We start from the raw sequence: 23,825 nt of genomic DNA, 5'->3' as shown, positions 1-23,825 counted from the left end.
GTTGAGACTGCTAAATTACTCATATTATTCGGGACCGACAAGAAAAACAAGATTTTAATATAGAAAATTATTGATATATCAAGTGCCTATTTAGCCGAAAGAAACGGGATCGTTATCACTCAATTACGGTTTGTCTTGTTTTAAAAAAGGTTGACTCCTAAAATCCCAATTATGGAAAAGGATCAAACATTAGGTCTGTCATCTGCCTTGGAGCGGGTGAAAATGCATCATCACATCTATGAGATGTATTATGTCAACAAAAAATCAAAAGCGGATATTTTTCAGGAAACAGGTCTTTCCCGTTCTTCTTTCTATCGAGTTCTTCGTACCTTTGAGTCCTGTAATCCCCAAATCGCTGAAGAGATGAAGAAACAAGGCAAGGATGTCACTCCGGCAGATTATGACAAGCTCAAGCAGGAAGTGGCATTATTAAAGAAGCGACTGGCAACAGAGAAGCTGCGTGCCGACTTCTATGAAGAGATGGTCAACTTCGGTAAGGAAGTATATGGCATTGACTTAAAAAAAGCTGGCACCAAGTAGTCAGCAGGCTTCACACACGCGATGTCAGGGTTTATCCTGTGACGTCGCTGTGTGGACTGCTTGGTAAGAGCAAACAAGCCTATTACAAACATGTGGACACCCTGATGTCCAGACTGGCCGAAGAGGCTTTCTGCGTGGAGTATATCAGGGAAATCCGCGGTAAAGATCCCGGTATAGGTGGGGGCAAGCTATGGGAGATGTACAACAAGAAGTTTGGTAAAGATCACGGTGTGGGCTACAATCATTTCTACGACATCGTTGAGAAGTACAACCTCAAGGTACGCAAGAAGAATCGCCGCGCCCGCACCACGAACTCCGATCATGCCTATCCTACCTATCCCGACCTGACACGACGGCTCATCCCAGAGTCCTCCAACCAGTTATGGGTAAGCGATATTACCTATATACCATTCTGGACTGTACCGGAAAAGGGTCTATATGATTTCTGCTATCTGTCACTGGTTACAGATTGTTACAGCAAGGAGATTGTCGGTTACAGCGTTGGCGCAACATTGGAAACTCTATACCCGATGGAGGCTCTGGAGATGGCCCTGAGACGTATAAAGGATGTCAAAGTCCTGAAAGACTCTCTCATCCATCATTCTGACCGTGGCGTGCAATACGCCAGCTACGAATACACCGGTCGCTTGAAGAGCCTCGGCATCAAGATCAGCATGACTGAAACTGGGGATCCGAAGGACAACGCTGTGGCCGAGAGGGTAAACAATACCATCAAAAACGAACTGCTCAAGGATATGGAATTTTTCAGCATCCACGGGGTGAAAGCTGCCGTCGAAGCCGCCATAGACTTCTACAACAACGAACGGCCTCACATGAGTCTGGACGGAATGACGCCGACAGAGGCGGGCAAGCAGGTTGGAGAAATAAAAAAAAGATGGATCAGTTACCGCGAGAAAGCCATCAAAGAGGTTGCAACTTAGGGAAATATCACTAACTTTGCATTGACCCACAAAGAATGTCCTACACAACCGCAGGGAGAGAGGAATCATACCCTAAGATAATCTCCTCGCTATTGTTTGATATTTTTTAAAGTCAACCTTAATAGCAAATAGCGAAAAAAGAGCGTCAACTTGTAATAAAAATAAGTATTAACTGAGTCAACCGACTTTGAAAATAAGCCTTAAAGTGGTCAACTAAAAACATTAAACCACAGTTCAAGTTATTTTTCTCTGCTTGAAACTAAAGTTCCAGCTAAGAGAAACTCTAGTTTCATCGGCAAGAAACCAATAGTTTCAAGTAATTGGAACTAGAGTTTCAAGCGTATGAAACTAAAGTTTCAATGTGGTTTAATGTTTTTAGTTGACCACTTTAAGGCTTATTTTCAAAGTCGGTTGACTCAGTTAATACTTATTTTTATTACAAGTTGACGCTCTTTTTCGCTATTTGCTATTAAGGTTGACTTTAAAAAATATCAAACAATAGCGAGGAGATTATCTTAGGGTATGATTCCTCTCTCCCTGCGGTTGTGTAGGACATTCTTTGTGGGTCAATGCAAAGTTAGTGATATTTCCCTAAGTTGCAACCTCTTTGATGGCTTTCTCGCGGTAACTGATCCATCTTTTTTTTATTTCTCCAACCTGCTTGCCCGCCTCTGTCGGCGTCATTCCGTCCAGACTCATGTGAGGCCGTTCGTTGTTGTAGAAGTCTATGGCGGCTTCGACGGCAGCTTTCACCCCGTGGATGCTGAAAAATTCCATATCCTTGAGCAGTTCGTTTTTGATGGTATTGTTTACCCTCTCGGCCACAGCGTTGTCCTTCGGATCCCCAGTTTCAGTCATGCTGATCTTGATGCCGAGGCTCTTCAAGCGACCGGTGTATTCGTAGCTGGCGTATTGCACGCCACGGTCAGAATGATGGATGAGAGAGTCTTTCAGGACTTTGACATCCTTTATACGTCTCAGGGCCATCTCCAGAGCCTCCATCGGGTATAGAGTTTCCAATGTTGCGCCAACGCTGTAACCGACAATCTCCTTGCTGTAACAATCTGTAACCAGTGACAGATAGCAGAAATCATATAGACCCTTTTCCGGTACAGTCCAGAATGGTATATAGGTAATATCGCTTACCCATAACTGGTTGGAGGACTCTGGGATGAGCCGTCGTGTCAGGTCGGGATAGGTAGGATAGGCATGATCGGAGTTCGTGGTGCGGGCGCGGCGATTCTTCTTGCGTACCTTGAGGTTGTACTTCTCAACGATGTCGTAGAAATGATTGTAGCCCACACCGTGATCTTTACCAAACTTCTTGTTGTACATCTCCCATAGCTTGCCCCCACCTATACCGGGATCTTTACCGCGGATTTCCCTGATATACTCCACGCAGAAAGCCTCTTCGGCCAGTCTGGACATCAGGGTGTCCACATGTTTGTAATAGGCTTGTTTGCTCTTACCAAGCAGTCCACACAGCGACGTCACAGGATAAACCCTGACATCGCGTGTGTGAAGCCTGCTGACTACTTGGTGCCAGCTTTTTTTAAGTCAATGCCATATACTTCCTTACCGAAGTTGACCATCTCTTCATAGAAGTCGGCACGCAGCTTCTCTGTTGCCAGTCGCTTCTTTAATAATGCCACTTCCTGCTTGAGCTTGTCATAATCTGCCGGAGTGACATCCTTGCCTTGTTTCTTCATCTCTTCAGCGATTTGGGGATTACAGGACTCAAAGGTACGAAGAACTCGATAGAAAGAAGAACGGGAAAGACCTGTTTCCTGAAAAATATCCGCTTTTGATTTTTTGTTGACATAATACATCTCATAGATGTGATGATGCATTTTCACCCGCTCCAAGGCAGATGACAGACCTAATGTTTGATCCTTTTCCATAATTGGGATTTTAGGAGTCAACCTTTTTTAAAACAAGACATGATACCCTCCTTTACTATATCCGTAAAGAAATACTGGCTGATTTCCAAATTACGGTTTACTGTATTAATATGCTCCACTATAAATTGCGGGAAAGCATGACGACGGTCTGCAAACAAGTCATGATATTTATTCGTAATACGGTGTAATTTCTCTTCCACTTGCTTAGCCGGTCCGGTTATGACCACAAGAATATCATAATCACTCTGATAGGAAGTATGGACACCGAATTCTATATTACTATCCCATAAAACATAGTTTCCCCTTGCATAACTTCCGAACAGGATAACCATCTGACAATTCCTGATGCTCTTACACACTAAATCCAGCAAGACTGTCAATTCTTCCTGCGTACGTTTGGGTAAACGTTTTATAGACTTTTTCATAATCAAGCTTATTTGATAACCTTACAAAGGTACGAACTTTGCTATCTCCAAACAACAGAGATACAGAAAAACTTATAATAAAGTATTTTTAGAATCTCCTTAATACTTCCATCATTGCCGGACGACGTTTATATTTTATCCGGAACTCTGCAACTAACCTTTTCACTGCTTCCTGTCCCCTATTAAGTTTCTTTGCACACAACAACGCCTGTGCTATCAATTCATAATGAGTCCGTCCCACATTCTGTTCCGCGTAATCATTCAACAAAGAGGTATATATAGCAATCAATTGCTCCGAATGAGTATCTTTCAGATGATAAGAATATTTCATCAATGCTTCCAACTGATTATACCTGATTGATGACAACAGTTTGAACAAACGCTCATAATCTCTTTCTTTCATATAAATTTCAGCCTCATCATTTCTACCAAAAGAAAAATATTCACTAAATTGAGTTTCTTTCATCATTGTATCCAGAAAGCTCTTCCATGCTTCTTTCGGAACAAGAGTTTTAAGTTTACTATAATATTCTAACTGATCTCTACCCGACACAAACAATAAACGATATGTATTAATGACTTCAGCAGTTTGATGAGTCATCTCGTAAATCCTCAACTTAGTTTTCAACCATTCCTCTACGGTTCCGATATGTTCTTCTTTTTCCGCAATCTCTATTCCTTCATTCAGCAAACGGATAGCTTCATCATATTGACAACGGGCAATCAATTTATCCACCTCCATTTCTCGAATTTCAGTTAAATAAAGGTATTGACGAATCGTATCAGCCGCTTTTTGCTCTTCATGCAGTTCGGTTAACAGATTGACTTTCCGAAGAACGATTTGATATAAGTCGTAAGTATCTTTTCTTTCTTCCAAGAGTTTGTCAATCAATTCCAACGCTTTTTCTGCCGGTTGAATGGAAAGATTTATTTGCATCAGCAATTCGTCTATATCATAAAGGTCATAATCACGATAAGTAGATAGTTTAGCCAGCTGACCTAGTTCCTGAAGAATCGCTGTCTTTTGCTTTTGGGTGGTCTTAGGGTGCTCGATTACTTTTATCAGCAAATCTCCTGCCTGCTCACAATAATCAGAAGGATAGAGATCATCATTATACAAAAGTTCATCCTCATAATTCTCACCGATTGAACGAAGAGTTTGAAGAGCTATATCAATAGTAGTATCTATGTTTCCCACATTCAAAAAGAAGTCTGCTTTCTCCAAAAAAGTGTCCATCCGATTGAAAACAGTTTCCCAATCACAGTCAAAATCATCATAACGATTATGATAACGAGACTTTTTGTTATAATAAGAGTCATTAAACACTTTCTGAATCTCTGCTCTGTAATCCTTTTCTTTTGATGTTGCAGACAACTCTTTAGCCATAAAACGATTCAAAAGGGCTGTTTTAAACTCCGGATGCATAGAGGCATATTCATATATAAATTGTGAAAGTTTTTGTGGGTTAACGAATGACAGCAATTGTTGCATGTCCACAGTTTCATTTATAACAACGGCTTCCTTTACCTCTACTTTCATCTTGGAAAAGGCACTGCGATTCACCTTTTTCTCATTATCACGAATTGCCAGTAAGGTTGCTACGACATGTTTACAAATCTCCCCATCATACGGACAATCACAGTACCAAGACTTTATTTCTTTTCCGTCCATAGATATCTCTACGCTATAATTCTCCGTACCCTCTACTGTCGCAGTCCATTCACCAGGCGAATCTTCTTCCAATTCAGAAACAGCCCCTATTTCATAATACTCTTCTCCGCGCAGTAATATTCTATATGGCACACAGCTCTCAAAATTATCCAATGCAATCATAATGAATATTTTACTCTTTTGTATAACCTTCTTATTCGTACCCTCTTCTGTATTTATGTCACATTCTTTTCACAATTATCTTCCGCTTAATTATTTCTTCCACAACACTTTTTATACTTCTTCCCACTTCCACAGGGACAAGGATCATTTCTTCCGACTGTGTGGCCGGTAGGTACAGCACGAAACATATTGTCCACCATCGCCTGCATTTCCGGAGTAATATCCATACCGGCAGCCTTCATATTCGGACCTGCGACAATACGGGGAGGATTATTTTTCAATTTTTCTTTTTCAAATAAAACGAATACCTCCTCTGAAGAATAACCTTTCAAGAACCAACGGGGAGAGTGATTCAAATAATCCATAAATATTTCAATGGTCTCTTGAAGTTCTTGCATGGAAGAAAGCTGACGGTTAATCATTGAATTGATAATAGACATTGGATTATCTACAGTTTGGGCAGTATACCACATATACAATAAACTGCTATCCGCCTTTTCTTCCGTATACCGCAACTTCTTCATCATATATCCCTTCAATTCATCCAAACACGGATTAGGAATGATACTCAATGGCATCATTCCCGCTGAAAAGGCTTCCTCTTTAGAAAACTTCTTCCTGTCCGGTATATCACGACGTAGATACAATTGTTCCTCCAGATATTCAAAATCATCCAAAAAAGGAGACTCTATGTAAAGGTTTGTATTATAACCATCTTCCACTTCAAAGGTTAGTCGCTGTATCAATGCCGAATTAGCCAAACTGTCAGCTATTTCTTCTCTTGTCGCCGAATGCTGCAAATAGCCTACCAATATATACAATAAGTCCGAATAAGAGAGAAAGCCATATAAATTTACGATCCCACAGGCATACTGTTCTACCATAAAACGGATAGATTGCTTTTTGGAAGTCAACAGTTTATTCAGATAAGGAGCTACTGCCTCACGCAATTCATCGCAGATCATATAACGGACTTTACTCTCATCCATGTGATTACAGTCCGTTGCTATGAAAGAAAGAATTTCCAAAGTAGTCACCAAAAAAGAATTTGTACATTCTACGTAACTACCAGATCCCGCTTTCACTAACTTATCAAGTAATGTCAATTCATAATGTGTCAACCGAGGAAGCCACATATCAGGACAGGCTAAAACCGCTTCTGCAAAATAAGTTACATACTCATCTTTGCGCAACTTGGTAGGAACAGATAAAAGCAGGATTTTCGCCATCCGCTTTAGTTCTTCTTTTGTACTCATCTTCAAGCCATCCACCAAATTTAATGACGGCTGAAACAATTCCGACTGGCATTTTAACATAACATCGACTCATTAATTGTTTAATTCACAAAAATAAGTATTTCTTGTCCGACATCACTATTTTTGAATAAGAATTTGTCTCTAAATTTAGTATTCATATCTTTGTGCTTTCAACAAGAAATAAGAAACCTGTTTAACAAAAAATAGATTATGCGCTCATTCATTATTCTTCTCTGTCTGATACCGACTCTCCTTTTTGCCCGACAGAGCCAGCTCAAGACACTGTTAGAACAAGCTATTAAAGGGAAAAAGGCGGAAATAGGGATTGCCGTTATTATCGATGGAAAAGATACGGTCACTGTGAATAACGACATCCACTATCCGCTGATGAGTGTTTTCAAGTTCCATCAGGCAGTGGCCTTGGCCGATTATATGGATAAAAAGAAATTGCCGTTAGGGACTCTGTTGTCAATTAAGAAATCAGATTTAAAACCGAATACATACAGTCCGTTGCGAGATCAGTTCCCACAGGGAGGATTCGAAATGAGTATTGCTGATTTATTGAAATACACCCTGCAACAGAGCGACAATAATGCTTGTGATATTCTTTTCAATTATCAAGGCGGACCGGATTCTGTCAACCGGTATATACAATCACTGGGGATTCGTGATTGCGAGATCACTCATACGGAGAATGATATGCACGAAGACTTAGACCTCTGCTATAGCAACTGGAGCACACCACTGGCTGCTGCCAAATTACTGGAAATATTCCGCCGCAAAACATTGTTCGATGAAGCCTACAAAGACTTCATCTATCAGACAATGGTAGAATGCCAGACCGGGCAGGACCGTCTGGTTGCTCCGTTACTGGACAAAGGGATAACCGTAGGACATAAAACAGGAACGGGAGATTTCAATGCGAAAGGGCAGCAGATAGGCTGCAATGACATTGGCTTCGTTCTCCTGCCCAACGGACACGCATACAGTATAGCCGTTTTCGTGAAAGACTCTGCGGAAAGTAGTCTGGAAAACAGTAAGATTATCGCCGATATTTCCCGCATTGTCTATAAATATGTAATCCGGACAACAAAGTAATATGGCAACAACGATAAAGATAAAGACAAAAATTAAAATCAAAATCAGCATGAAACTACATCATATCGCTATCTGGACTTTTCGTCTGGAAGAATTAAAAGATTTCTATGTCCGCTTTCTGGGTGGAACGAGTAATGAAAAATACATCAATCCGAAGAAAGGATTCGAGTCCTATTTCATCTCTTTCGGAGAAGGCCCTTCTCTGGAACTGATGAGCCGGACAGACATACAAAATACTCCGATAGAAGAGAATCGTCTCGGACTGACGCATCTTGCCTTCACCTTCCCCAGTCGGGAAGAAGTGCTTCGCTTCACGGAACAAATGCGCTCCGAGGGATACACCATAGCAGGCGAGCCACGTACTTCGGGAGATGGTTATTTCGAAAGTGTAGTTCTTGATCTTGACGGTAACCGGATAGAATGCGTATGCCCCCCGCAGGCAGACGAACCACAGGATGATTGTTCGTTTGAAACGGAACGCTTACTCATCCGGCCTTTCCGGGAAAATGATGCAGAAACATTCTTCGCTTGTTGCCAGAATCCGAATCTGGGCAATAATGCCGGATGGGCTCCCCATAAATCGATAGAAGAATCGCGTGAAATCCTCCAGAACGTGTTTATCGGTCAGGAGGATATCTGGGCTATAACACTGAAAGACACCCGACAGCTCATCGGCTCCATCGGCATCGTTCCCGACCCGAAGCGGGAGAACCCGCAAGTACGTATGCTGGGATACTGGCTCGACGAGGCTCACTGGGGAAAAGGATATATGACGGAAGCGGTACAAGCTGTGCTTAACTATGGTTTCAACGAACTTCAGCTCAGCCTCATCACCGCCAACTGTTATCCGCACAACAAGCGGTCTCAGCAAGTATTGGAGCGCAACGGCTTTATCTGTGAAGGTGTACTGCATCAGGCGGAACTTACTTACAACGGAAATATATACGATCACCTGTGTTATTATCTGCCTAATATATGCCGACCTGCTTCGGAAGACTACGACGAGATTCTGCAAGTATGGGAAGATTCCGTGCGCCATACGCATCACTTCCTCACGGAAGAGCATATCCAATTCTACAAACCATTGGTACGCAACCACTACTTATCGACTGTAGAACTGTATATCATCCGCAATACCAATGGGAAGATTGTCGCCTTTATGGGACTGAGCGACGAACTCATCGAAATGCTGTTCGTAAGCCCCGGCGAACAGGGAAAAGGATATGGCAGACGATTGCTGGAATACGCCATCCGGAGAAAACAGATGAACAAAGTAGATGTAAACGAGCAGAACGACAAAGCGCTCGGATTTTATCTCCGCATGGGATTCCGGATCATAGGCCGAGATGAAACAGACGGTATGGGCAAGCCTTATCCGATTCTCCATCTGCAACTGCCGGAGGCAGAGAACGGCAACAAGTAAAAACAACTCATTCCCCCAAAAAACGAGAGCCATATGAACCTGCGTGCAAGACTATCTGAGCGTGTACACATCGAGAATATCAGAGAGATACTTCATTACATACAAGACGATGAACGCCTCAGAGAAGAAATCTACCGGCTGATATATGATGAGGACAGCATCGTCTCTTACCAGGCACTATGGGTTTGTACCCATTTCTCGAAACCGGAAGTAGAATGGCTGAGCGGGAAACAAAATGAATTGATTGATGCAGCGCTTACCTGCCCGCATTCAGGAAAACGAAGAATGCTCCTGAACCTGCTATGTCAGCAACCGCTAGCCGACCCTCCACGTGTGGACTTGCTGGATTTCTGCATAGAGCGTATGGTATCCCGGCAGGAACCACCCGGAGTGCAGTCACTTTGCATCAAACTTGCTTACCAACTGACCCGTTCCATCCCGGAGCTTCAACAGGAATTGCGCACAATGCTGGAAATCATGGAACCCGAATTTCTGGTTCCCGCTATCCGCTCTGTGCGCAAAAACACGTTGAAGGCAATCAAGGCAAAGAAGAACTAATAATTCTTCATCAATTCCTTAAAATACCATTGCATCTTCCCGAAATTCTCCAGAGATATATACTCATTTTCGTTATGTATCGTACGCTGCTCGTACTGGTTCAGACAAATAGGCAAGAAACGGTAGATGTCATCGCTCACCGTCTGATATTTGTAGGAATCGGTACCCCCGATCGTAATATAAGAGGTAACGATAGCTGCGGGATATATTTTTGCCATCTCTTCCTTGATAATCTCGAAGCCTCTAACGTTTTCAGGAGAAATGTTTGAAGGCTCACGTTCCGATACCACATGGATGGCAACATCGTAACCTTCACACAACTTCTTTACATGCTCTATAACCCCGGCAACCGATTCACCGGGCAAAATGCGGAAGTTTACAGTAACCTCAGCCTCCGAAGCCAATACATTGGCCGCATCGCTGCCTTTAGCCATCGTGATGGCGGTTGTAGTGCGTACCAGCGCATTGGAGGCGGGAGATTTTTCCATAGTCTTCAGCAGTAACGGTTCGAGCAGCCATTGATTGGCTATCGCCATCCGCGAAAAGAATCCCATTTCCCCTCCTACATTATCGAAGAATGCAGCTATGGGAGAAATGATTTCTGCCGGGAACTGGTTGTCATTCAGCTTCTCTATGATTTCTGCAGCATACACCAGAGAACTCTTTGAAGGTGGCATCGAAGAATGCCCTCCCATCCCTTTTATCGTAAGGCGCAAGGTCAGAAAGCCTTTTTCTCCCACTCCCACCAATGCCAACGGTTCTTGTATGGATTCTATTGCTGAACCGGGAGCTGCAATGATGCCTCCTTCGTCATAAACCGCACTGAAACGCAGCCCTTTCTGCTTAAAATAATCAGCTATTTTGAAAGCTCCCTGACGTCCGCTCACTTCCTCGTCTTGCCCGAAAGCAAACCAGATATCTCTTTCCGGTTGGAAGCCTTCGGCTATCAGGTTATCCGCTCCCTCCATCAGAGAGAAGAGCATACATTTCATATCAAGTGTTCCACGACCGTATATGCGTCCGCCTGCAACAGCTCCCGAGAAGGGAGGATAATCCCACTTCTCCGAATAAGTACCGATGGGAGCTAACGGTTTGTCGTGAAACCGGAAAACCGTATCTGCAACAGTCGCCGTAGACGGATCATATCCGACAACCGGAACCACATCGTAATGGGACAAGAATAATATAGGTTTCAGATCACTGTTCTTGCCTTTCCAATGAAACACCAGCCCGTATGTATTAATGGTATCTGCATCCATCACCCTATATACCTCCGGATAAGAATCGGACAGGTACTTCATAAATTCATCAAAAGGCTTGAAATCAGTCTCTTCATACACTTCATTACTGATTGTCGGGATTCGTATTCCTCCGACAAAACGACGTACGGATTGCTCCGAAGGAGCTGTGTTCACCAGCTCTTTATCATCCGCATTCTTGGGCACTTTACCAAATTTATAGGTTACGGTCCGTACTACCAAAACCAGAACAAGTATAAGCAACAGGATTAACAAAACTGCTAAAATCTTTTTCATTTTCATATATCAATGCTTTATTATAAAACATAAATGGAACGTTATTGTTTTGAGAATATGCTTTTGCGAGAGGAATCCGCATCGGTTGGATACCCCGTGAAAGCAGCTTATAATAAACCTTTAACTAGAAATTAAAATTATGTGTACAAGAGTCGTTTATTCGGGAAAAAATGGAATGGTGGCAACCGGCCGGTCTATGGACTGGAAAACAGAAATGCACAGCAATCTTTGGGTATTTCCCAAAGGTATGGAAAGAAATGGAGAAACGGGAGCCAACTCCCTGAAATGGACGTCCAAGTATGGCAGCGTGGTGACTTCAGCTTTCGAGATTGCCAGTACAGACGGGATGAATGAAAAAGGGTTGGTTGCCAATCTGTTATGGTTGCCCGAAACGGAGTATCCGGTCAGAGATCAAAGTAAACCGGGACTTGCCATTACTGCATGGGTGCAATATATGCTGGATAACTTCGCCACCGTAGACGAGGCTGTCGCTTCCATTGATGAAAACACTTTCCAAGTGGTATCAGACCTGATGCCGGATGGTTCCCGCTTGGCAACCTTGCATTTATCTATTTCCGACGCAACGGGCGATTGTGCGATATTCGAATATACGGGTGGAAAGCTGACTGTCTACCACAGCAAGGAGTACAAAGTGATGACCAACTCCCCTACCTACAACAAGCAACTGGCACTAAACGAATACTGGAAATCAATAGGAGGATTGAGCTTCCTGCCCGGAACCAACCGACCGTCCGACCGTTTTGCAAGAGCCAGTTTTTATATCAATGCCCTGCCCCCAACAGATGATGTGAGAATAGCCGTGGCAAGTGTATTCAGCGTTATCCGTAATACTTCTGTTCCTTATGGCATATCCACTCCCGAATTTCCGGAAATTTCCACCACACAATGGAGAACGGTATCGGATAGTAAGAATCTGCTCTACTTCTTCGAATCAAGTCTGACACCTAATACATTCTGGGTAAACCTGCGGGAAACAGACTTATCGGAAGGAGCTCCGGTACTCAAATTATCTATCGCCAACGGCGAAACTTATCATGGAAATGCAACGAAAGAATTTCAACCGACACAGCCGTTCAGATTTATGGGAGTAAAAGGATAAAATTATCCCCGGAAACGATCCATCTGAAGCACCCCCAAAAGTTTTTGTATCTAACTTTTGAGACGTATTTCGATCATTTCCGGGGATAAAATCTGTTTCTTTAACTGCTTGCCATTAATTGAAATAATAAAGGAATACAGCAATTCCTTCCAGCGCCTTCTTTGGTTGGTCTTTTATTTCGATAGCAAACTTAATTTCTGCTTTTGCCACACCACGCAGATTGGTCAATGAGTGCAAAGTAGTCACCAGACGCACACTCTGTCCTGACAATACAGCCTGACCGAATTTCATCTTATCCATACCGTAGTTAATCATCATCTTCAGGTTATTTACCTGGATAATCTGATTCCACAGATAAGGAAGCATAGACAATGTCAGGTAGCCATGAGCAATCGTGCTATGATAAGGGCTATCTACTTTCGCACGTTCCGTATCTACATGAATCCATTGATGATCCAGCGTTGCATCAGCAAAAAGATTAATACGTTCCTGCGAGAGTTCCACATAATCGGAAACACCTATCTGTTGGCCTACTAGTTTTTCGAATTCTTCATACGAATTGATAATTACTTTTTCCATAAGTCTTATCGTTTTTATGGGGGTTATTTACTATTAAATTGGGGACAAAAATAGGAAAAATAAACTGATATGCCACCAAATTTATAAATAAAAGCAAGGAATGAAGTATTTAGGTATGTTTTACAAACCGGAAGCCCGTTTCAGTGCTTCTGACAAAATACTGTAACCCCTGCCATTCAAATGTAAATCGTCGAGAGTCAACTCCGGATTCAGCCTGCCATCCAGCAACAAACGGTCGAATATATCGAGATAGACAATGTCCGTCCCCTGCAATTTCTCGTATATCTTCCGGTTAAGGACACGAATGAATTGATTCACAGCCGTACTGTAATCATCGTAATCATTACGTGGAAAAATACAGAAAAGATATGTTTTCAGTGAAGGGATGGCAAGAACCGCTTTTACATAACGTTCCACATAATCGTCCATATTTTCATCATTCAACTGATAAATATCATTGGTTCCGAATTGAATGACGACTTGGCAATCGGAAGTGTCTACGGTAAAAGACTCCACATAAGCCAGCCCTTCACCGGGAGCACCATAGTTCAGACATTCCCATGAAGGAAAGTAGACATCCAATGCCCAAAATGCCATGTGACTGTTGCCAAGAAAGGCAAATTTAGGTTTCTCTCCCATTCTATTCATGTTACTTCATTCAATAATTCACGGATTTACTTTACTTTTGCAAAGGTAATCACATTCATTCATATATATAAACCGATGATACATTTTTTCAAGCAACCCATTTCTCACCTTGCGTTACCGGATAAATTCACTTATCCTTTCCACTATACGCCTCATCCATTGTGCGTGTTGGCAGCGGAAGAAGTGAAAAAACATATCGCGAGCCGGAAGGAATGGCAAGAAGAGTTAGCTTTCGGAAAAATGTTCGGGGTACTGATCGTACAAAAAGAAAATAAACAAGAGACTACAAAAAAAGAAGCAGTCAATGAAATTGGCTATCTCGCTGCTTTCTCCGGCAATCTGGCAGGAAAGAATCTGCATCCTTATTTTGTCCCTCCTGTCTACGACTTATTGCAACCGGAAGGATTCTTCAAAATTGAAGAAGAACAAATATCTTCCATCAATATCCGTATTCGTGAATTAGAAAACAATCGTTCTTATCTCGATTTAAAAGAAAAGTGGAAGACGGAAACAGAACAGGCTAAAGCTATTTTGAATCAGGCTAAAGCAGAACTCAAAGCAGCAAAGGAGGCGAGAGAGATTCGCCGCCAATCATCCTCTACCCTTTCCGAAGAGGAACAAGCCTCCCTGATCCGGGAAAGCCAATACCAGAAAGCGGAATACAAACGACTGGAAAAAGAATGGAAGAAACGATTGGAAGAACTCGAAACGGAAACGAGACACTTCGAGACTGAAATAGAACAACTGAAAACCGAACGGAAAGAACGTTCGGCAGCCTTGCAAAGAAAGTTGTTCGAGCAGTTCCGGATGCTGAATGCCAGAGGAGAAGTGAAAGACCTATACACAATCTTCGAGCAGACAGTTCAGAAAGTTCCTCCTGCCGGTGCGGGTGAATGTGCTTTGCCTAAGTTGTTGCAATATGCATATCTTCATCAATTAAAGCCATTGGCTATGGCCGAATTCTGGTGGGGAGACTCTCCCAAAAACGAAATCCGGCATCATGGATATTATTATCCTTCCTGCAAGGGAAAATGTGAACCTATTTTGCATCACATGTTGCAAGGATTGGAAGTAGACGAGAATCCGTTGCTGAACTCCATCCATGAGGATGAAGAACTGGAAATCGTATATGAAGATGAATGGTTAGTGGTAGTCAATAAGCCGGCAGGAATGTTGTCCGTTCCGGGAAAGGAGGAGGACAGAGATTCAGTCTATCATCGCCTGAAAAAGAAGTATCCCGATGCTACCGGACCTATGATTGTACATCGCCTTGATATGGCGACTTCCGGATTACTGCTCGTAGCTAAAACGAAAAAGGTACATCAACATTTGCAGGCACAATTTGCAAGCAGAAGTATCAAGAAACGCTATGTAGCCGTGTTGGATGGGGTAACAGGAACAGTAGAGAAGACAGCACTGCCGCCCGGAAGAACAGGAAGAATTGAACTCCCTCTCTGTTTGAATCCCCTTGATCGTCCCCGGCAAATCGTCAGTAGAGAACATGGGAAAGAAGCGATTACAGAATACCGAATCATCAGTAAATCAGAAAAACACACCCGGATTGCTTTCTATCCGTTGACCGGACGGACACACCAATTACGGGTACACGCCGCCCATCCGGAGGGATTGGGTTGCCCCATTCTTGGGGATGAACTTTACGGAAAGAAAGCGGACAGACTATACCTCCACGCCGAATATATAGAGTTCCGTCATCCCATCAGCGGAAAGATTCTACGCATACAGAAAGAGGCCGACTTCTAAACAGTAACCGTACTTGTGAACACCTGCTTCTTCAACCTGCGATAGACGTAGATAAATGCCGGTACGAGGAACAAATCTGCCGCTATCCAAGCCATCGGATCACCGTAGCAGACAGCAATAAAGCCGAATGCAGGCACAGCGTAAATGCTGACAAGGATACGCGCAATCATCTCCGCCACTCCCGAAAACATGGCAAGATTGGTATATCCCACTCCCTGAATCGTGTAGCGCAGGATGCATAACAATCCAAGCATCGGGAAGAACATACAGGAGATATGCAGGAATAACTCGGTATCCAACAGTATTTCCGTTTCCGACGGATCAACAAAGATCAATGCAAAATATTTGGCTCCCACCATCAGAAGAACGAACGTAAATGCCGCATAAACGATCATCATCAAAGCACTCGCTTTGATTCCTAACCAGACACGCTCCGGTTTCCCTGCCCCATAATTCTGTCCGCTATACGTAGCCATCGCAATTCCCAGACTCTCGAACGTACAGATAAAGAACATCTTGATTCGCATGGCAGATGTAAAAGCAGCCACACACGCCGTTCCCAACGCATTATTCGCACTCTGAAGCATAATACTGCCGATAGCCGTGATAGAGAATTGTAATCCCATAGGCACACCGATGTAAAGCAATGTCTTTGCCAGTTTCGACTGGAACCGGCGTTCCTTCGGAGTACCCTGCAATATTTCAAACTTCCGGTACATATAAATATAGCAGAGAACAGCCGACAGCCCCTGCGAAAAGACAGTAGCAATGGCAGCTCCCGCCACTCCCCAGCCGAGTACCAGAATACAGAACAAGTCGAGAATGATATTCAGAACAGCAGCGAACAGCAAAAACCAGAAAGGCGTCTTGCTGTCTCCCAACGCACGGATGATGCTTGAAAGAAGATTATAGAAGAAAGTGAAAGGAACACCAATAAACGTAACAAGCAAATAAGCATACGCCCCTTCGAAAATATTCTCCGGCGTGCGCATAATCCGGAGTATGTCCGCACAAAAGATACTGGTAACAAGAGCAATGACCACAGACATCCCCGCTGCCAGTTTCAAACTGACGGAAACGTAACTGCGCATCGTACTGTAGTCACGTGCACCAAACTTCTGCGCAACGGGTATCCCGAAACCTCCGCAACATCCATTGCAGAATCCGAGAATCAGGAAAACAACCGATGTGCTGGCTCCAACAGAAGCTAACGCGTTAATTCCCAAAAACTTTCCTACAATTGCAGCATCAACAAGCGAATACGTTTGTTGTAAGAGATTGCCGAGTAAAAGCGGCAATGTAAACTTTAAAATGAGAGGTAATGCCGGCCCTGCCGTCATTTCTTTAGAAGTTGCCATACGTCTATGTTCTAAAATCGGGCGCAAAGATACGGAAAATTCAATGAATTAGTTCTCGATTTGCGTTCCTCTTTTAGTTGACATAAATCAAAAAAATCAGCATGAGAGCATGAATGCCCCTGGTCTATCGTTTCACCAACCGTTTAGGTGAACCATGCCACGAGCATCCCAGGCAGAAGACTTCTGTCAAATCGAACCCCTCCATTGAATCTTCCGGATATTTGGGAACGACTTCACCATCTTCGAGCACATAAACCAGCAGCCTGTCACCCTGTTCATTCTTCACATACATAGCTGCAATCTTGCATTGCGGACACAATAACTTTTTCATGCTGCAAAGATACAAATTCTGCATAATCTTCGCTATCTTTGTCACTCCAAAGTGTAAAAAAGAAAGAGATGAAAGCATCACGCATTGCGCACGAAAAGAAAACGGTAGAGTTGATGATCCGCCTCTATTGCCGGAAAAAAGAAAAAAATACAGTTCTTTGTGCCGACTGTGAAGAGTTGCTCCGCTATGCCCACGCCCGTCTCGACCATTGTCCGTTTGGAGAGAAGAAGAGTGCATGCAAGGAATGCACCGTACATTGTTACAAGCCCGTCATGCGCGAACGAATGCGACAGGTGATGCGTTTCTCCGGACCGAGGATGTTGCTTTATGCACCCTGGCAGGCCATACGACATTTATTGAACCTATAACTTACTAAAAAAATCAGTAATGAAAAAAGCCATTATCATTGGCGCTACCTCCGGCATCGGGCAAGAAGTTGCAAAATGTCTGTTACTGGATGGATGGCAAATCGGAGTAGCCGGCAGACGGCAATCTGCTCTCGAAAACCTGCAACGGGCAGCACCGGATCAGATTCAAATTCAAGCGTTGGACGTAACCCAGGAAGATGCAGGCGAGAAATTGAATATGCTCATCGACAAGGTGGGCGGCATGGATTTGTTTCTTCTTAGCTCGGGCATCGGTTTCCAGAATACGAATCTGAACATGGAGGTGGAACTGAACACAGCATACACCAATGTAGAGGGATTTATCCGCATGGTGGATACCGCTTTCATCTATTTCAGGAAAAGCGGAGGAGGCCACCTGGCAGTCATCAGCTCCATCGCGGGAACGAAAGGACTTGGAGTGGCTCCTGCCTACTCTGCCACCAAACGCTTCCAGAACACTTACATAGATGCTCTCGAACAACTTTCATATTTACAAAAACTGAATATCCGTTTTACTGATATCCGTCCCGGATTTGTTGCCACCGACTTGCTCAACGACGGGAAACATTATCCGCTATTGATGGATGCAGCGAAAGTGGGACGTCACATCGCCTGGTCACTGGAGCGGAAACAACGGATAGTAGTGATCGACTGGCGCTACCGAATACTGGTCTTTTTCTGGAAAATGATTCCCCGTTGGATATGGAAACGGCTGCCCGTGAAAACCAATTAACACCAAAAGTAAACCAGGAAAGAAATAAATGAATAAATAGCAAGACCGGATCACTTCTTTTCCAATATTTCTACTTACATTTGTCTTGTAACATAAACTGATAATCTAACAAAAAAAGATGGAACAAAAATTTTGTCAAAGTTGCGGTATGCCGATAGACGACTCAACTTTTGGAAAAGAAGCGGACGGTAGCAAGAACGAAGATTATTGCCACTATTGCTATGCGGACGGACATTTCACGAAAGAGTGTACCATGGACGAGATGATCGAGCTTAATCTGAATTATCTGGATGAGTTCAATAAAGACTCGGAAGTGAAATATACAGTGGAGGAAGCACGGAAAACGATGAAAGAGTACTTTCCACAGTTGAAGAGGTGGAAACAGTAAATCAGTAATACAGAGATGCGTCGGAAACTATTAAGAATTATGTTTCTGACGCATTTTTAGCTGACAAAGTATCTTCTTTGAAATCAATCAACACCACCATTTATTTCCGGGTGTCTTTCCAACCACTTCACTGCATAAGAGCATGTTGCTTTCGGCTTCATCCCGTTAGCTAATGCATAGGCGTAAGCAGCTTTTACCAAAGCAGCGGCAATCCCCCGTCCTTCAATGGGTTGTGGCACAATTGTGTGGATAATATCAAGAGAATCACCTATCAGGCGATATTGTACAAAGGCGGTGCGACCGTCTACTTCTATCTTGAACAATTTTTGTTCGGGCTGATGAATAATTTCGTAATCCATAATTTCTGTTGTTTTAAAGTTGTCTCATTGTTCGTTAAGCACTCCGGCAAAATAATCTTAGGTTATCAGGCACAGATTGCGATCAGAGTTGCTCGATCCACTTCAACTGGCTCGTATCGTATCCACGACGTTCGGCAGCGGTGACGAGTTTCTTCTTGATTTCTTCCGGCAGTTGGGGTGTACGGCTTAGTATCCAGAGATATTTATCAGTACTGCTGCCTACCAGGGCATAATTGTAATTCTCTTCATCCAGTTCCAAGACATAATAATCAGAATAGAAACTAAGGAAGAAAGACACTTTCAGTTTGCCCGGCTGTGTGGGATCGGGTATTTTGGCGTGTCCGTTGGCAGTCTTGCAGATGTCGTAAGGAGAATTACGTTTGCATCCCCGGTTCTCCACACGAATCATGCCGTCGGGACGGAGCGTGTAAGTAGCCGTGACGTCTACAAGTCCGTATTCAAAGCGATTCTCGTAGCGGGCTATTTCATACCAAAGTCCCATATACCGGTGCAGGTCGAGAGAGGTAACCGTACTATGGTTTGTACCTCTGAAAAGACGTTCGACATTGGGAATGGAGAAATGAAATCCTGCTTCCGTCAGACGCGTTGGGCGGACTCTCTGGCCCGCAGTCAGGAAGGATGCCGCTTCACCATATAAGATACGGAAAATTCTTTGCGGGGCCACCATCGTCGTCCATGCCCGATAAGCCTTTCCCATCGCACGGGTGAAAGCATATTGCGAGATTTGCTGCGGAGCAACCAGATTATATACCCCACGTGTCTCTTCGTGAGTGATAAAAAACTCCATTGCACGGCAAAGATCACGTATCGATATCCACGGAAAAGCCTGCGTACCGGGACCGATGGCGGTAGCTATCTTGGTAGCTTGCAAAGGGCGAAGCATCTGCTGCATCGCTCCCCCGTCCGGAGAAAGCACTACGCCAAAGCGTGTGATAACGAGCCTTGTAGGTTCGGGACAGTGTTTCGCCTCTTTTTCCCACGCATAGCAAAGATCGGACAGAAAGCCTTCTCCACGGGTACGGGTATATTCGTCCACCTCCGCTTCCGAAGGATAATAACCTACGGCAGAAGCCGAAATCATCAGTTTCGGTTTCGTCTTGACTGCATTCAAAGCACGGATAATACGATTGGTTACGACAATACGACTGTTGAAAAGCTCCTGTTTATATTCCGGTGTCCAACGTTTATTGATAGGTGCACCTGCCAGATTGATGACAACATCACAATGGGTCAGTGTCTGAATCAAATAACCGGACATACCTTCGCGAAACATCGACCTTCCCAGAGGAATGATCCGATGTCCGCCCTTTTCTGTAAGATAATTAGAAAGATGTTTACCTATATATCCGGTAGCTCCGGTCATTGCTATATTCATCTTGATTCGTTGTTTATTTTAACTCTATTAGAAAAACGTATAAAATGCAAGAAAAGTTCTTTGAAAAAAGCAAAATGAGGTTATCTTTGCAAGATAGACGTAAACATTGAAGCATCCAAAAAGGTTATAAAATGAAAAGACAAATGAAAATCAACTATATTCTTACACTTATATTAGTATTTTGCATCGGTGCTTCCATCCCAATATTGACAGGCAGCAGCCAAGTGAACGAACAACATTCCGCCAAATCGGAAGTGCCTTATTGTGTCACTCCGCCTACTGTTCCCACACAGGTCACCTTCGACGGGGAAACGATCGACCTCCGGCGCTATGACCGCCGCGAACGGATGGACCGCGAGATGATGGCCTTCACCTATATGCACTCCACCACCATGTTATTAATCAAGCGTGCCAACCGTTACTTCCCCATCATCGAACCGATACTGAAAGCAAACGGTATTCCTGATGACTTCAAATACCTGATGGTCATCGAGAGCAATCTGAATAACATCGCACGCTCTCCGGCAGGAGCAGCAGGTCTGTGGCAATTTATGCCTGCCACCGGACGGGAATTTGGGCTGGAAGTGAACGATAACGTAGACGAACGCTATCATATCGAAAAAGCAACCGTTGCCGCCTGCAAATACTTCAAACAAGCGTATGCCAAATATGGCGACTGGATGGCTGTCTCCGCCGCCTATAACGCCGGACAGGGACGCATCTCCTCCCAACTTGAAAAACAGTTGGCAAGTCATGCCATGGACTTATGGCTGGTAGAGGAAACTTCCCGCTACATGTTCCGCCTGCTGGCAGCCAAAGAGATATTCAATAACCCGCAACGTTACGGATTCCTCTTGAAACGGGAACATCTGTATCCGCCTATTCCTTATAAAGAGGTAACCGTCAACACTTCTATCGACAATCTGAACGACTACGCAAAGTCACAGGGAATCACCTATGCCCAACTCCGTGATGCCAACCCCTGGCTGCGCGACACTTCATTGAAAAACAAGACCGGAAAGACATACATTCTCTATATTCCCACACAAGAGGGAATGTATTACAACCCGCAAAAGACCGTTGCCTACAATAAACAGTGGGTTATCGACTAAAGAGGCTTTTTCTTTAATTCCGGCCAAGCACTATTGATATGAAACTGAAAGAAAGAATCCATCGTTTTTTGCATGACGAGAAACTGAAACGAAAGTTATACGTCATCATCTTCGAATCGGACACCCCTGCCGGGAAATTGTTCGACGTGATTCTTATCGCCTGTATTCTGGTCAGCGTATTGCTCGTCATCATCGAAAGTCTGAAAGGACTTCCCACCTATCTGACGACTCCGTTCGTCATTATGGAATTCCTTTTCACCGGCTTCTTTACTTTCGAATACCTGACGAGGATCTACTGTTCACCCCGTCCCCGGAAATACATATTCAGCTTTTTCGGTATCGTAGACTTACTGGCCACGTTGCCTCTTTACATTGGTCTGCTCTTCCCGGGTGCCCGCTATCTACTCATCATCCGTGCCTTCCGCCTGATACGTGTGTTCCGCGTCTTCAAGCTTTTCAACTTTCTGAATGAGGGGGAACGGCTGCTCACTGCCTTGCGTGAAAGTAGTAAGAAGATTGCAGTGTTCTTCTTGTTTGTCGTCATTCTGGTGACTTCCATCGGAACGTTAATGTATATGATTGAAGGAACGCAACCCAACTCCCAGTTCAACAATATCCCGAACAGCATCTATTGGGCTATCGTCACCATGACTACCGTAGGTTATGGAGATATTACTCCCGCCACCGGCCTCGGAAAATTCCTTTCCGCCTGTGTCATGCTGATCGGTTACACGATTATTGCCGTACCCACAGGTATCGTATCTGCCTCCATGATGAAAGAGTATAAACGCAGGAGAGACAAAGAATGTCCCAACTGCCATCGCTCCGGACACGAAGATAATGCAGAGTTTTGCAAATATTGCGGCCACAGCCTGGACCCATCCGAAACCAAAGCGGAAGAGAAATAAATCCTCTACGATCTACGCCGGACGAAATACTCGAATAAGACAATGAAAACGCATCCCACAGCATAGCAGGCAATATCTCCCCAATCGAACGTAGAACCCAGCACAATTCGGGCTACGCGGTTCGTAATACCCAATGTTTCCACCAGCTGGAAGTATTGCAACACTTCTACGAAACAGGCAAAAAGAAAGACATAAAACGGCATCCGCGGAATCCCCGTCGGTAGAAAGATACGTACAAAGCTATATACCAGCACTACAACCAGCATATCTCCGACATAGGGACGTATGAAACGGTCGCGCACATACAAAGCTATCAACACCTCAATACAGAAGATCACCAGAAAGCTGATTATATAAAAAATTCTTTTCTTCATTATTTGCTCGGTCGCGGGATTAAACATTTATTTGAATCTGCGAATATACGATAAAATGAATTGGATACGTTCAAATATTACTAAATGATTGATACAAAAAGGGGAAATAATTGTATATTTATAGTCTTAAGCATTTTTCCACAAACAATAAAAAACAGAAAGGAGATTGAACACATGATGTTGAATATGGATTTTGTAATCCGTTTATTGGTCGCCGGAATACTGGGAACCATCATTGGACTGGATCGTGAATACCGTGCCAAAGAAGCCGGATACCGCACTCATTTTCTCGTGTCGCTAGGTAGTGCTTTGATTATGATTGTTTCCCAATACGGATTTCAGGAAATTATAAAAGAAAGTAGTGTCACACTCGATCCCAGTCGGGTGGCGGCACAGGTTGTCAGCGGTATCGGATTTATCGGTGCAGGAACCATCATCTTTCAAAAACAGATTGTACGCGGACTGACTACCGCCGCAGGAATCTGGGCAACAGCAGGTATCGGCTTGGCGGTAGGTGCAGGAATGTACACCATCGGTATTGCCGCCACGGTGTTAACCCTCGTCGGACTGGAACTACTTAGCTATCTATTTAAAAGCATCGGAATGAAAAGCTCGATGGTTTCTTTCTCAACTCCCAACAAAGACATACTGAAACAGATAGCGGACAGATTCAACTCTAAAGACTACCTGATAGTCTCTTACGAGATGGAAACGCAACACACGGGTGAAACAGAATATTATCAGGTTACGATGGTTATCAAGTCGAAGCGAAATAATGATGAAGGGCATCTGCTTTCGCTGATACAGGAATTTCCGGATGTAACGGTGCAGCGAATTGAATAGTCAGACTTCCGCTCCTCT

General features: G+C 43.7%; 23 protein-coding genes and 3 pseudogenes. 13 read left to right on the top strand and 13 right to left on the bottom strand.

What is annotated here, in order from left to right; all coding sequences use genetic code 11:
* The first annotated feature begins 171 nt into the window (after positions 1 to 171).
* Both ACNOGP_RS10010 and ACNOGP_RS10005 read left to right on the top strand, forming a co-directional pair.
* A complete protein-coding gene (locus ACNOGP_RS10010) occupies positions 172 to 540 on the top strand; it encodes a hypothetical protein (RefSeq protein WP_418213558.1) in 369 nt (122 codons plus the stop codon).
* A 32-nt stretch (positions 541 to 572) separates the two neighbouring features.
* Positions 573 to 1,481, top strand: a pseudogene (locus tag ACNOGP_RS10005) (IS3 family transposase); the annotation flags it as partial.
* A 591-nt stretch (positions 1,482 to 2,072) separates the two neighbouring features.
* Here the strand turns inward: ACNOGP_RS10005 and ACNOGP_RS10000 are convergent.
* The 5 genes and pseudogenes from ACNOGP_RS10000 to ACNOGP_RS09980 form a co-directional block, all read right to left on the bottom strand.
* A pseudogene (locus ACNOGP_RS10000) lies at positions 2,073 to 2,981 on the bottom strand (IS3 family transposase); the annotation flags it as partial.
* Positions 2,982 to 3,013: 32 nt separating this feature from the next.
* Positions 3,014 to 3,382 carry a hypothetical protein gene (locus tag ACNOGP_RS09995; RefSeq protein WP_418213558.1) on the bottom strand — a complete coding sequence of 123 codons (369 nt, stop codon included), beginning with the start codon at positions 3,380 to 3,382 and terminating at the stop codon, positions 3,014 to 3,016.
* 38 nt (positions 3,383 to 3,420) lie between these two features.
* Positions 3,421 to 3,807 (bottom strand): annotated as a pseudogene (locus tag ACNOGP_RS09990) (DNA-binding protein); the annotation flags it as partial.
* An 88-nt stretch (positions 3,808 to 3,895) separates the two neighbouring features.
* Positions 3,896 to 5,641 (bottom strand): SWIM zinc finger family protein, encoded by a 1,746-nt coding sequence (locus tag ACNOGP_RS09985; RefSeq protein WP_418214699.1) that lies wholly within the window; start codon positions 5,639 to 5,641, stop codon positions 3,896 to 3,898.
* Positions 5,642 to 5,727: 86 nt separating this feature from the next.
* The gene (locus tag ACNOGP_RS09980) at positions 5,728 to 6,957 is read right to left on the bottom strand and encodes a YecA family protein (protein WP_418214698.1); all 1,230 of its coding nucleotides are present in this window, start codon (positions 6,955 to 6,957) and stop codon (positions 5,728 to 5,730) included.
* Between the two features lie 150 nt (positions 6,958 to 7,107).
* Here ACNOGP_RS09980 and bla point away from each other — a divergent pair, with 150 nt between their 5' ends.
* From bla to ACNOGP_RS09965, 3 genes are read left to right on the top strand one after another with little or no spacing between them, the layout of a single operon-like run.
* On the top strand, positions 7,108 to 7,995 hold the full coding sequence (gene bla, locus ACNOGP_RS09975) for a class A beta-lactamase, subclass A2 (protein ID WP_186968021.1): 888 nt from the start codon (positions 7,108 to 7,110) through the stop codon (positions 7,993 to 7,995).
* Positions 7,996 to 8,044: 49 nt separating this feature from the next.
* Positions 8,045 to 9,418, top strand: a complete 1,374-nt coding sequence (locus ACNOGP_RS09970) for a GNAT family N-acetyltransferase (RefSeq protein ID WP_418214697.1) — start codon at positions 8,045 to 8,047, stop codon at positions 9,416 to 9,418.
* Positions 9,419 to 9,451: 33 nt separating this feature from the next.
* Positions 9,452 to 9,976: a hypothetical protein gene (locus ACNOGP_RS09965; protein WP_272720091.1), complete on the top strand. Its 525-nt coding sequence runs from the start codon at positions 9,452 to 9,454 to the stop codon at positions 9,974 to 9,976.
* Here ACNOGP_RS09965 and ACNOGP_RS09960 read toward each other — a convergent pair.
* Entirely contained in the window at positions 9,973 to 11,517 is a 1,545-nt protein-coding gene (locus tag ACNOGP_RS09960; protein ID WP_418214696.1) for a M20/M25/M40 family metallo-hydrolase, read from the bottom strand. The genes ACNOGP_RS09965 and ACNOGP_RS09960 overlap by 4 nt on opposite strands.
* 133 nt (positions 11,518 to 11,650) lie before the next feature.
* Between ACNOGP_RS09960 and ACNOGP_RS09955 the strand changes: the two genes are divergently transcribed.
* Complete coding sequence (locus ACNOGP_RS09955; RefSeq protein ID WP_418214695.1) at positions 11,651 to 12,631, top strand: linear amide C-N hydrolase; 981 nt, start codon at positions 11,651 to 11,653, stop codon at positions 12,629 to 12,631.
* A 114-nt stretch (positions 12,632 to 12,745) separates the two neighbouring features.
* Here ACNOGP_RS09955 and ACNOGP_RS09950 read toward each other — a convergent pair whose 3' ends face one another.
* Positions 12,746 to 13,210: a MaoC family dehydratase gene (locus ACNOGP_RS09950; RefSeq protein WP_004301986.1), complete on the bottom strand. Its 465-nt coding sequence runs from the start codon at positions 13,208 to 13,210 to the stop codon at positions 12,746 to 12,748.
* A gap of 120 nt (positions 13,211 to 13,330) precedes the next feature.
* The gene (locus ACNOGP_RS09945; protein ID WP_195475105.1) at positions 13,331 to 13,858 is read right to left on the bottom strand and encodes an SGNH/GDSL hydrolase family protein; all 528 of its coding nucleotides are present in this window, start codon (positions 13,856 to 13,858) and stop codon (positions 13,331 to 13,333) included.
* Between the two features lie 75 nt (positions 13,859 to 13,933).
* Between ACNOGP_RS09945 and ACNOGP_RS09940 the strand changes: the two genes are divergently transcribed.
* Positions 13,934 to 15,619: a pseudouridine synthase gene (locus ACNOGP_RS09940; protein ID WP_418214694.1), complete on the top strand. Its 1,686-nt coding sequence runs from the start codon at positions 13,934 to 13,936 to the stop codon at positions 15,617 to 15,619.
* Here ACNOGP_RS09940 and ACNOGP_RS09935 read toward each other — a convergent pair.
* Both ACNOGP_RS09935 and ACNOGP_RS09930 read right to left on the bottom strand, forming a co-directional pair.
* Complete coding sequence (locus ACNOGP_RS09935; protein WP_007765579.1) at positions 15,616 to 16,977, bottom strand: MATE family efflux transporter; 1,362 nt, start codon at positions 16,975 to 16,977, stop codon at positions 15,616 to 15,618. The two genes, ACNOGP_RS09940 and ACNOGP_RS09935, sit on opposite strands and share 4 nt — an antisense overlap.
* A 124-nt stretch (positions 16,978 to 17,101) precedes the next feature.
* Positions 17,102 to 17,308 (bottom strand): hypothetical protein, encoded by a 207-nt coding sequence (locus tag ACNOGP_RS09930; protein WP_007750505.1) that lies wholly within the window; start codon positions 17,306 to 17,308, stop codon positions 17,102 to 17,104.
* A gap of 68 nt (positions 17,309 to 17,376) precedes the next feature.
* Here ACNOGP_RS09930 and ACNOGP_RS09925 point away from each other — a divergent pair, with 68 nt between their 5' ends.
* The 3 genes from ACNOGP_RS09925 to ACNOGP_RS09915 all read left to right on the top strand — a co-directional run bounded on the left by ACNOGP_RS09925 (position 17,377) and on the right by ACNOGP_RS09915 (position 18,815).
* Positions 17,377 to 17,676: a nitrous oxide-stimulated promoter family protein gene (locus ACNOGP_RS09925; RefSeq protein WP_007765573.1), complete on the top strand. Its 300-nt coding sequence runs from the start codon at positions 17,377 to 17,379 to the stop codon at positions 17,674 to 17,676.
* A 19-nt stretch (positions 17,677 to 17,695) separates the two neighbouring features.
* On the top strand, positions 17,696 to 18,427 hold the full coding sequence (locus tag ACNOGP_RS09920; RefSeq protein WP_418214693.1) for an SDR family NAD(P)-dependent oxidoreductase: 732 nt from the start codon (positions 17,696 to 17,698) through the stop codon (positions 18,425 to 18,427).
* A 118-nt stretch (positions 18,428 to 18,545) separates the two neighbouring features.
* Positions 18,546 to 18,815 (top strand): zinc ribbon domain-containing protein, encoded by a 270-nt coding sequence (locus ACNOGP_RS09915; protein ID WP_004301976.1) that lies wholly within the window; start codon positions 18,546 to 18,548, stop codon positions 18,813 to 18,815.
* Between the two features lie 83 nt (positions 18,816 to 18,898).
* Here ACNOGP_RS09915 and ACNOGP_RS09910 read toward each other — a convergent pair whose 3' ends face one another.
* Together ACNOGP_RS09910 and ACNOGP_RS09905 are read right to left on the bottom strand one after the other, a co-directional pair.
* Positions 18,899 to 19,174, bottom strand: a complete 276-nt coding sequence (locus ACNOGP_RS09910) for a GNAT family N-acetyltransferase (protein ID WP_195475101.1) — start codon at positions 19,172 to 19,174, stop codon at positions 18,899 to 18,901.
* Positions 19,175 to 19,256: 82 nt separating this feature from the next.
* Positions 19,257 to 20,570: a TIGR01777 family oxidoreductase gene (locus ACNOGP_RS09905; RefSeq protein ID WP_007765558.1), complete on the bottom strand. Its 1,314-nt coding sequence runs from the start codon at positions 20,568 to 20,570 to the stop codon at positions 19,257 to 19,259.
* A 131-nt stretch (positions 20,571 to 20,701) separates the two neighbouring features.
* On the opposite strand from ACNOGP_RS09905, the gene ACNOGP_RS09900 reads away from it, so the two are divergent.
* Positions 20,702 to 21,682 (top strand): lytic transglycosylase domain-containing protein, encoded by a 981-nt coding sequence (locus tag ACNOGP_RS09900; protein WP_186968013.1) that lies wholly within the window; start codon positions 20,702 to 20,704, stop codon positions 21,680 to 21,682.
* A gap of 38 nt (positions 21,683 to 21,720) precedes the next feature.
* Positions 21,721 to 22,590 (top strand): ion transporter, encoded by an 870-nt coding sequence (locus ACNOGP_RS09895; RefSeq protein ID WP_004301970.1) that lies wholly within the window; start codon positions 21,721 to 21,723, stop codon positions 22,588 to 22,590.
* Between the two features lie 5 nt (positions 22,591 to 22,595).
* Here the strand turns inward: ACNOGP_RS09895 and ACNOGP_RS09890 are convergent, their stop codons facing one another.
* On the bottom strand, positions 22,596 to 22,964 hold the full coding sequence (locus tag ACNOGP_RS09890; RefSeq protein ID WP_195475099.1) for a DUF2809 domain-containing protein: 369 nt from the start codon (positions 22,962 to 22,964) through the stop codon (positions 22,596 to 22,598).
* 174 nt (positions 22,965 to 23,138) lie between these two features.
* Here ACNOGP_RS09890 and ACNOGP_RS09885 point away from each other — a divergent pair, with 174 nt between their 5' ends.
* Complete coding sequence (locus ACNOGP_RS09885; protein ID WP_004308274.1) at positions 23,139 to 23,807, top strand: MgtC/SapB family protein; 669 nt, start codon at positions 23,139 to 23,141, stop codon at positions 23,805 to 23,807.
* Positions 23,808 to 23,825: the final 18 nt, after the last annotated feature.

The organism is Bacteroides difficilis, assembly GCF_048319815.1.
Classification (GTDB): Bacteria; Bacteroidota; Bacteroidia; order Bacteroidales; family Bacteroidaceae; genus Bacteroides; species Bacteroides zhangwenhongii.
Note: the sequence above shows the minus strand (reverse complement) of the source record. Positions and strands in the feature narration are given on the sequence as shown.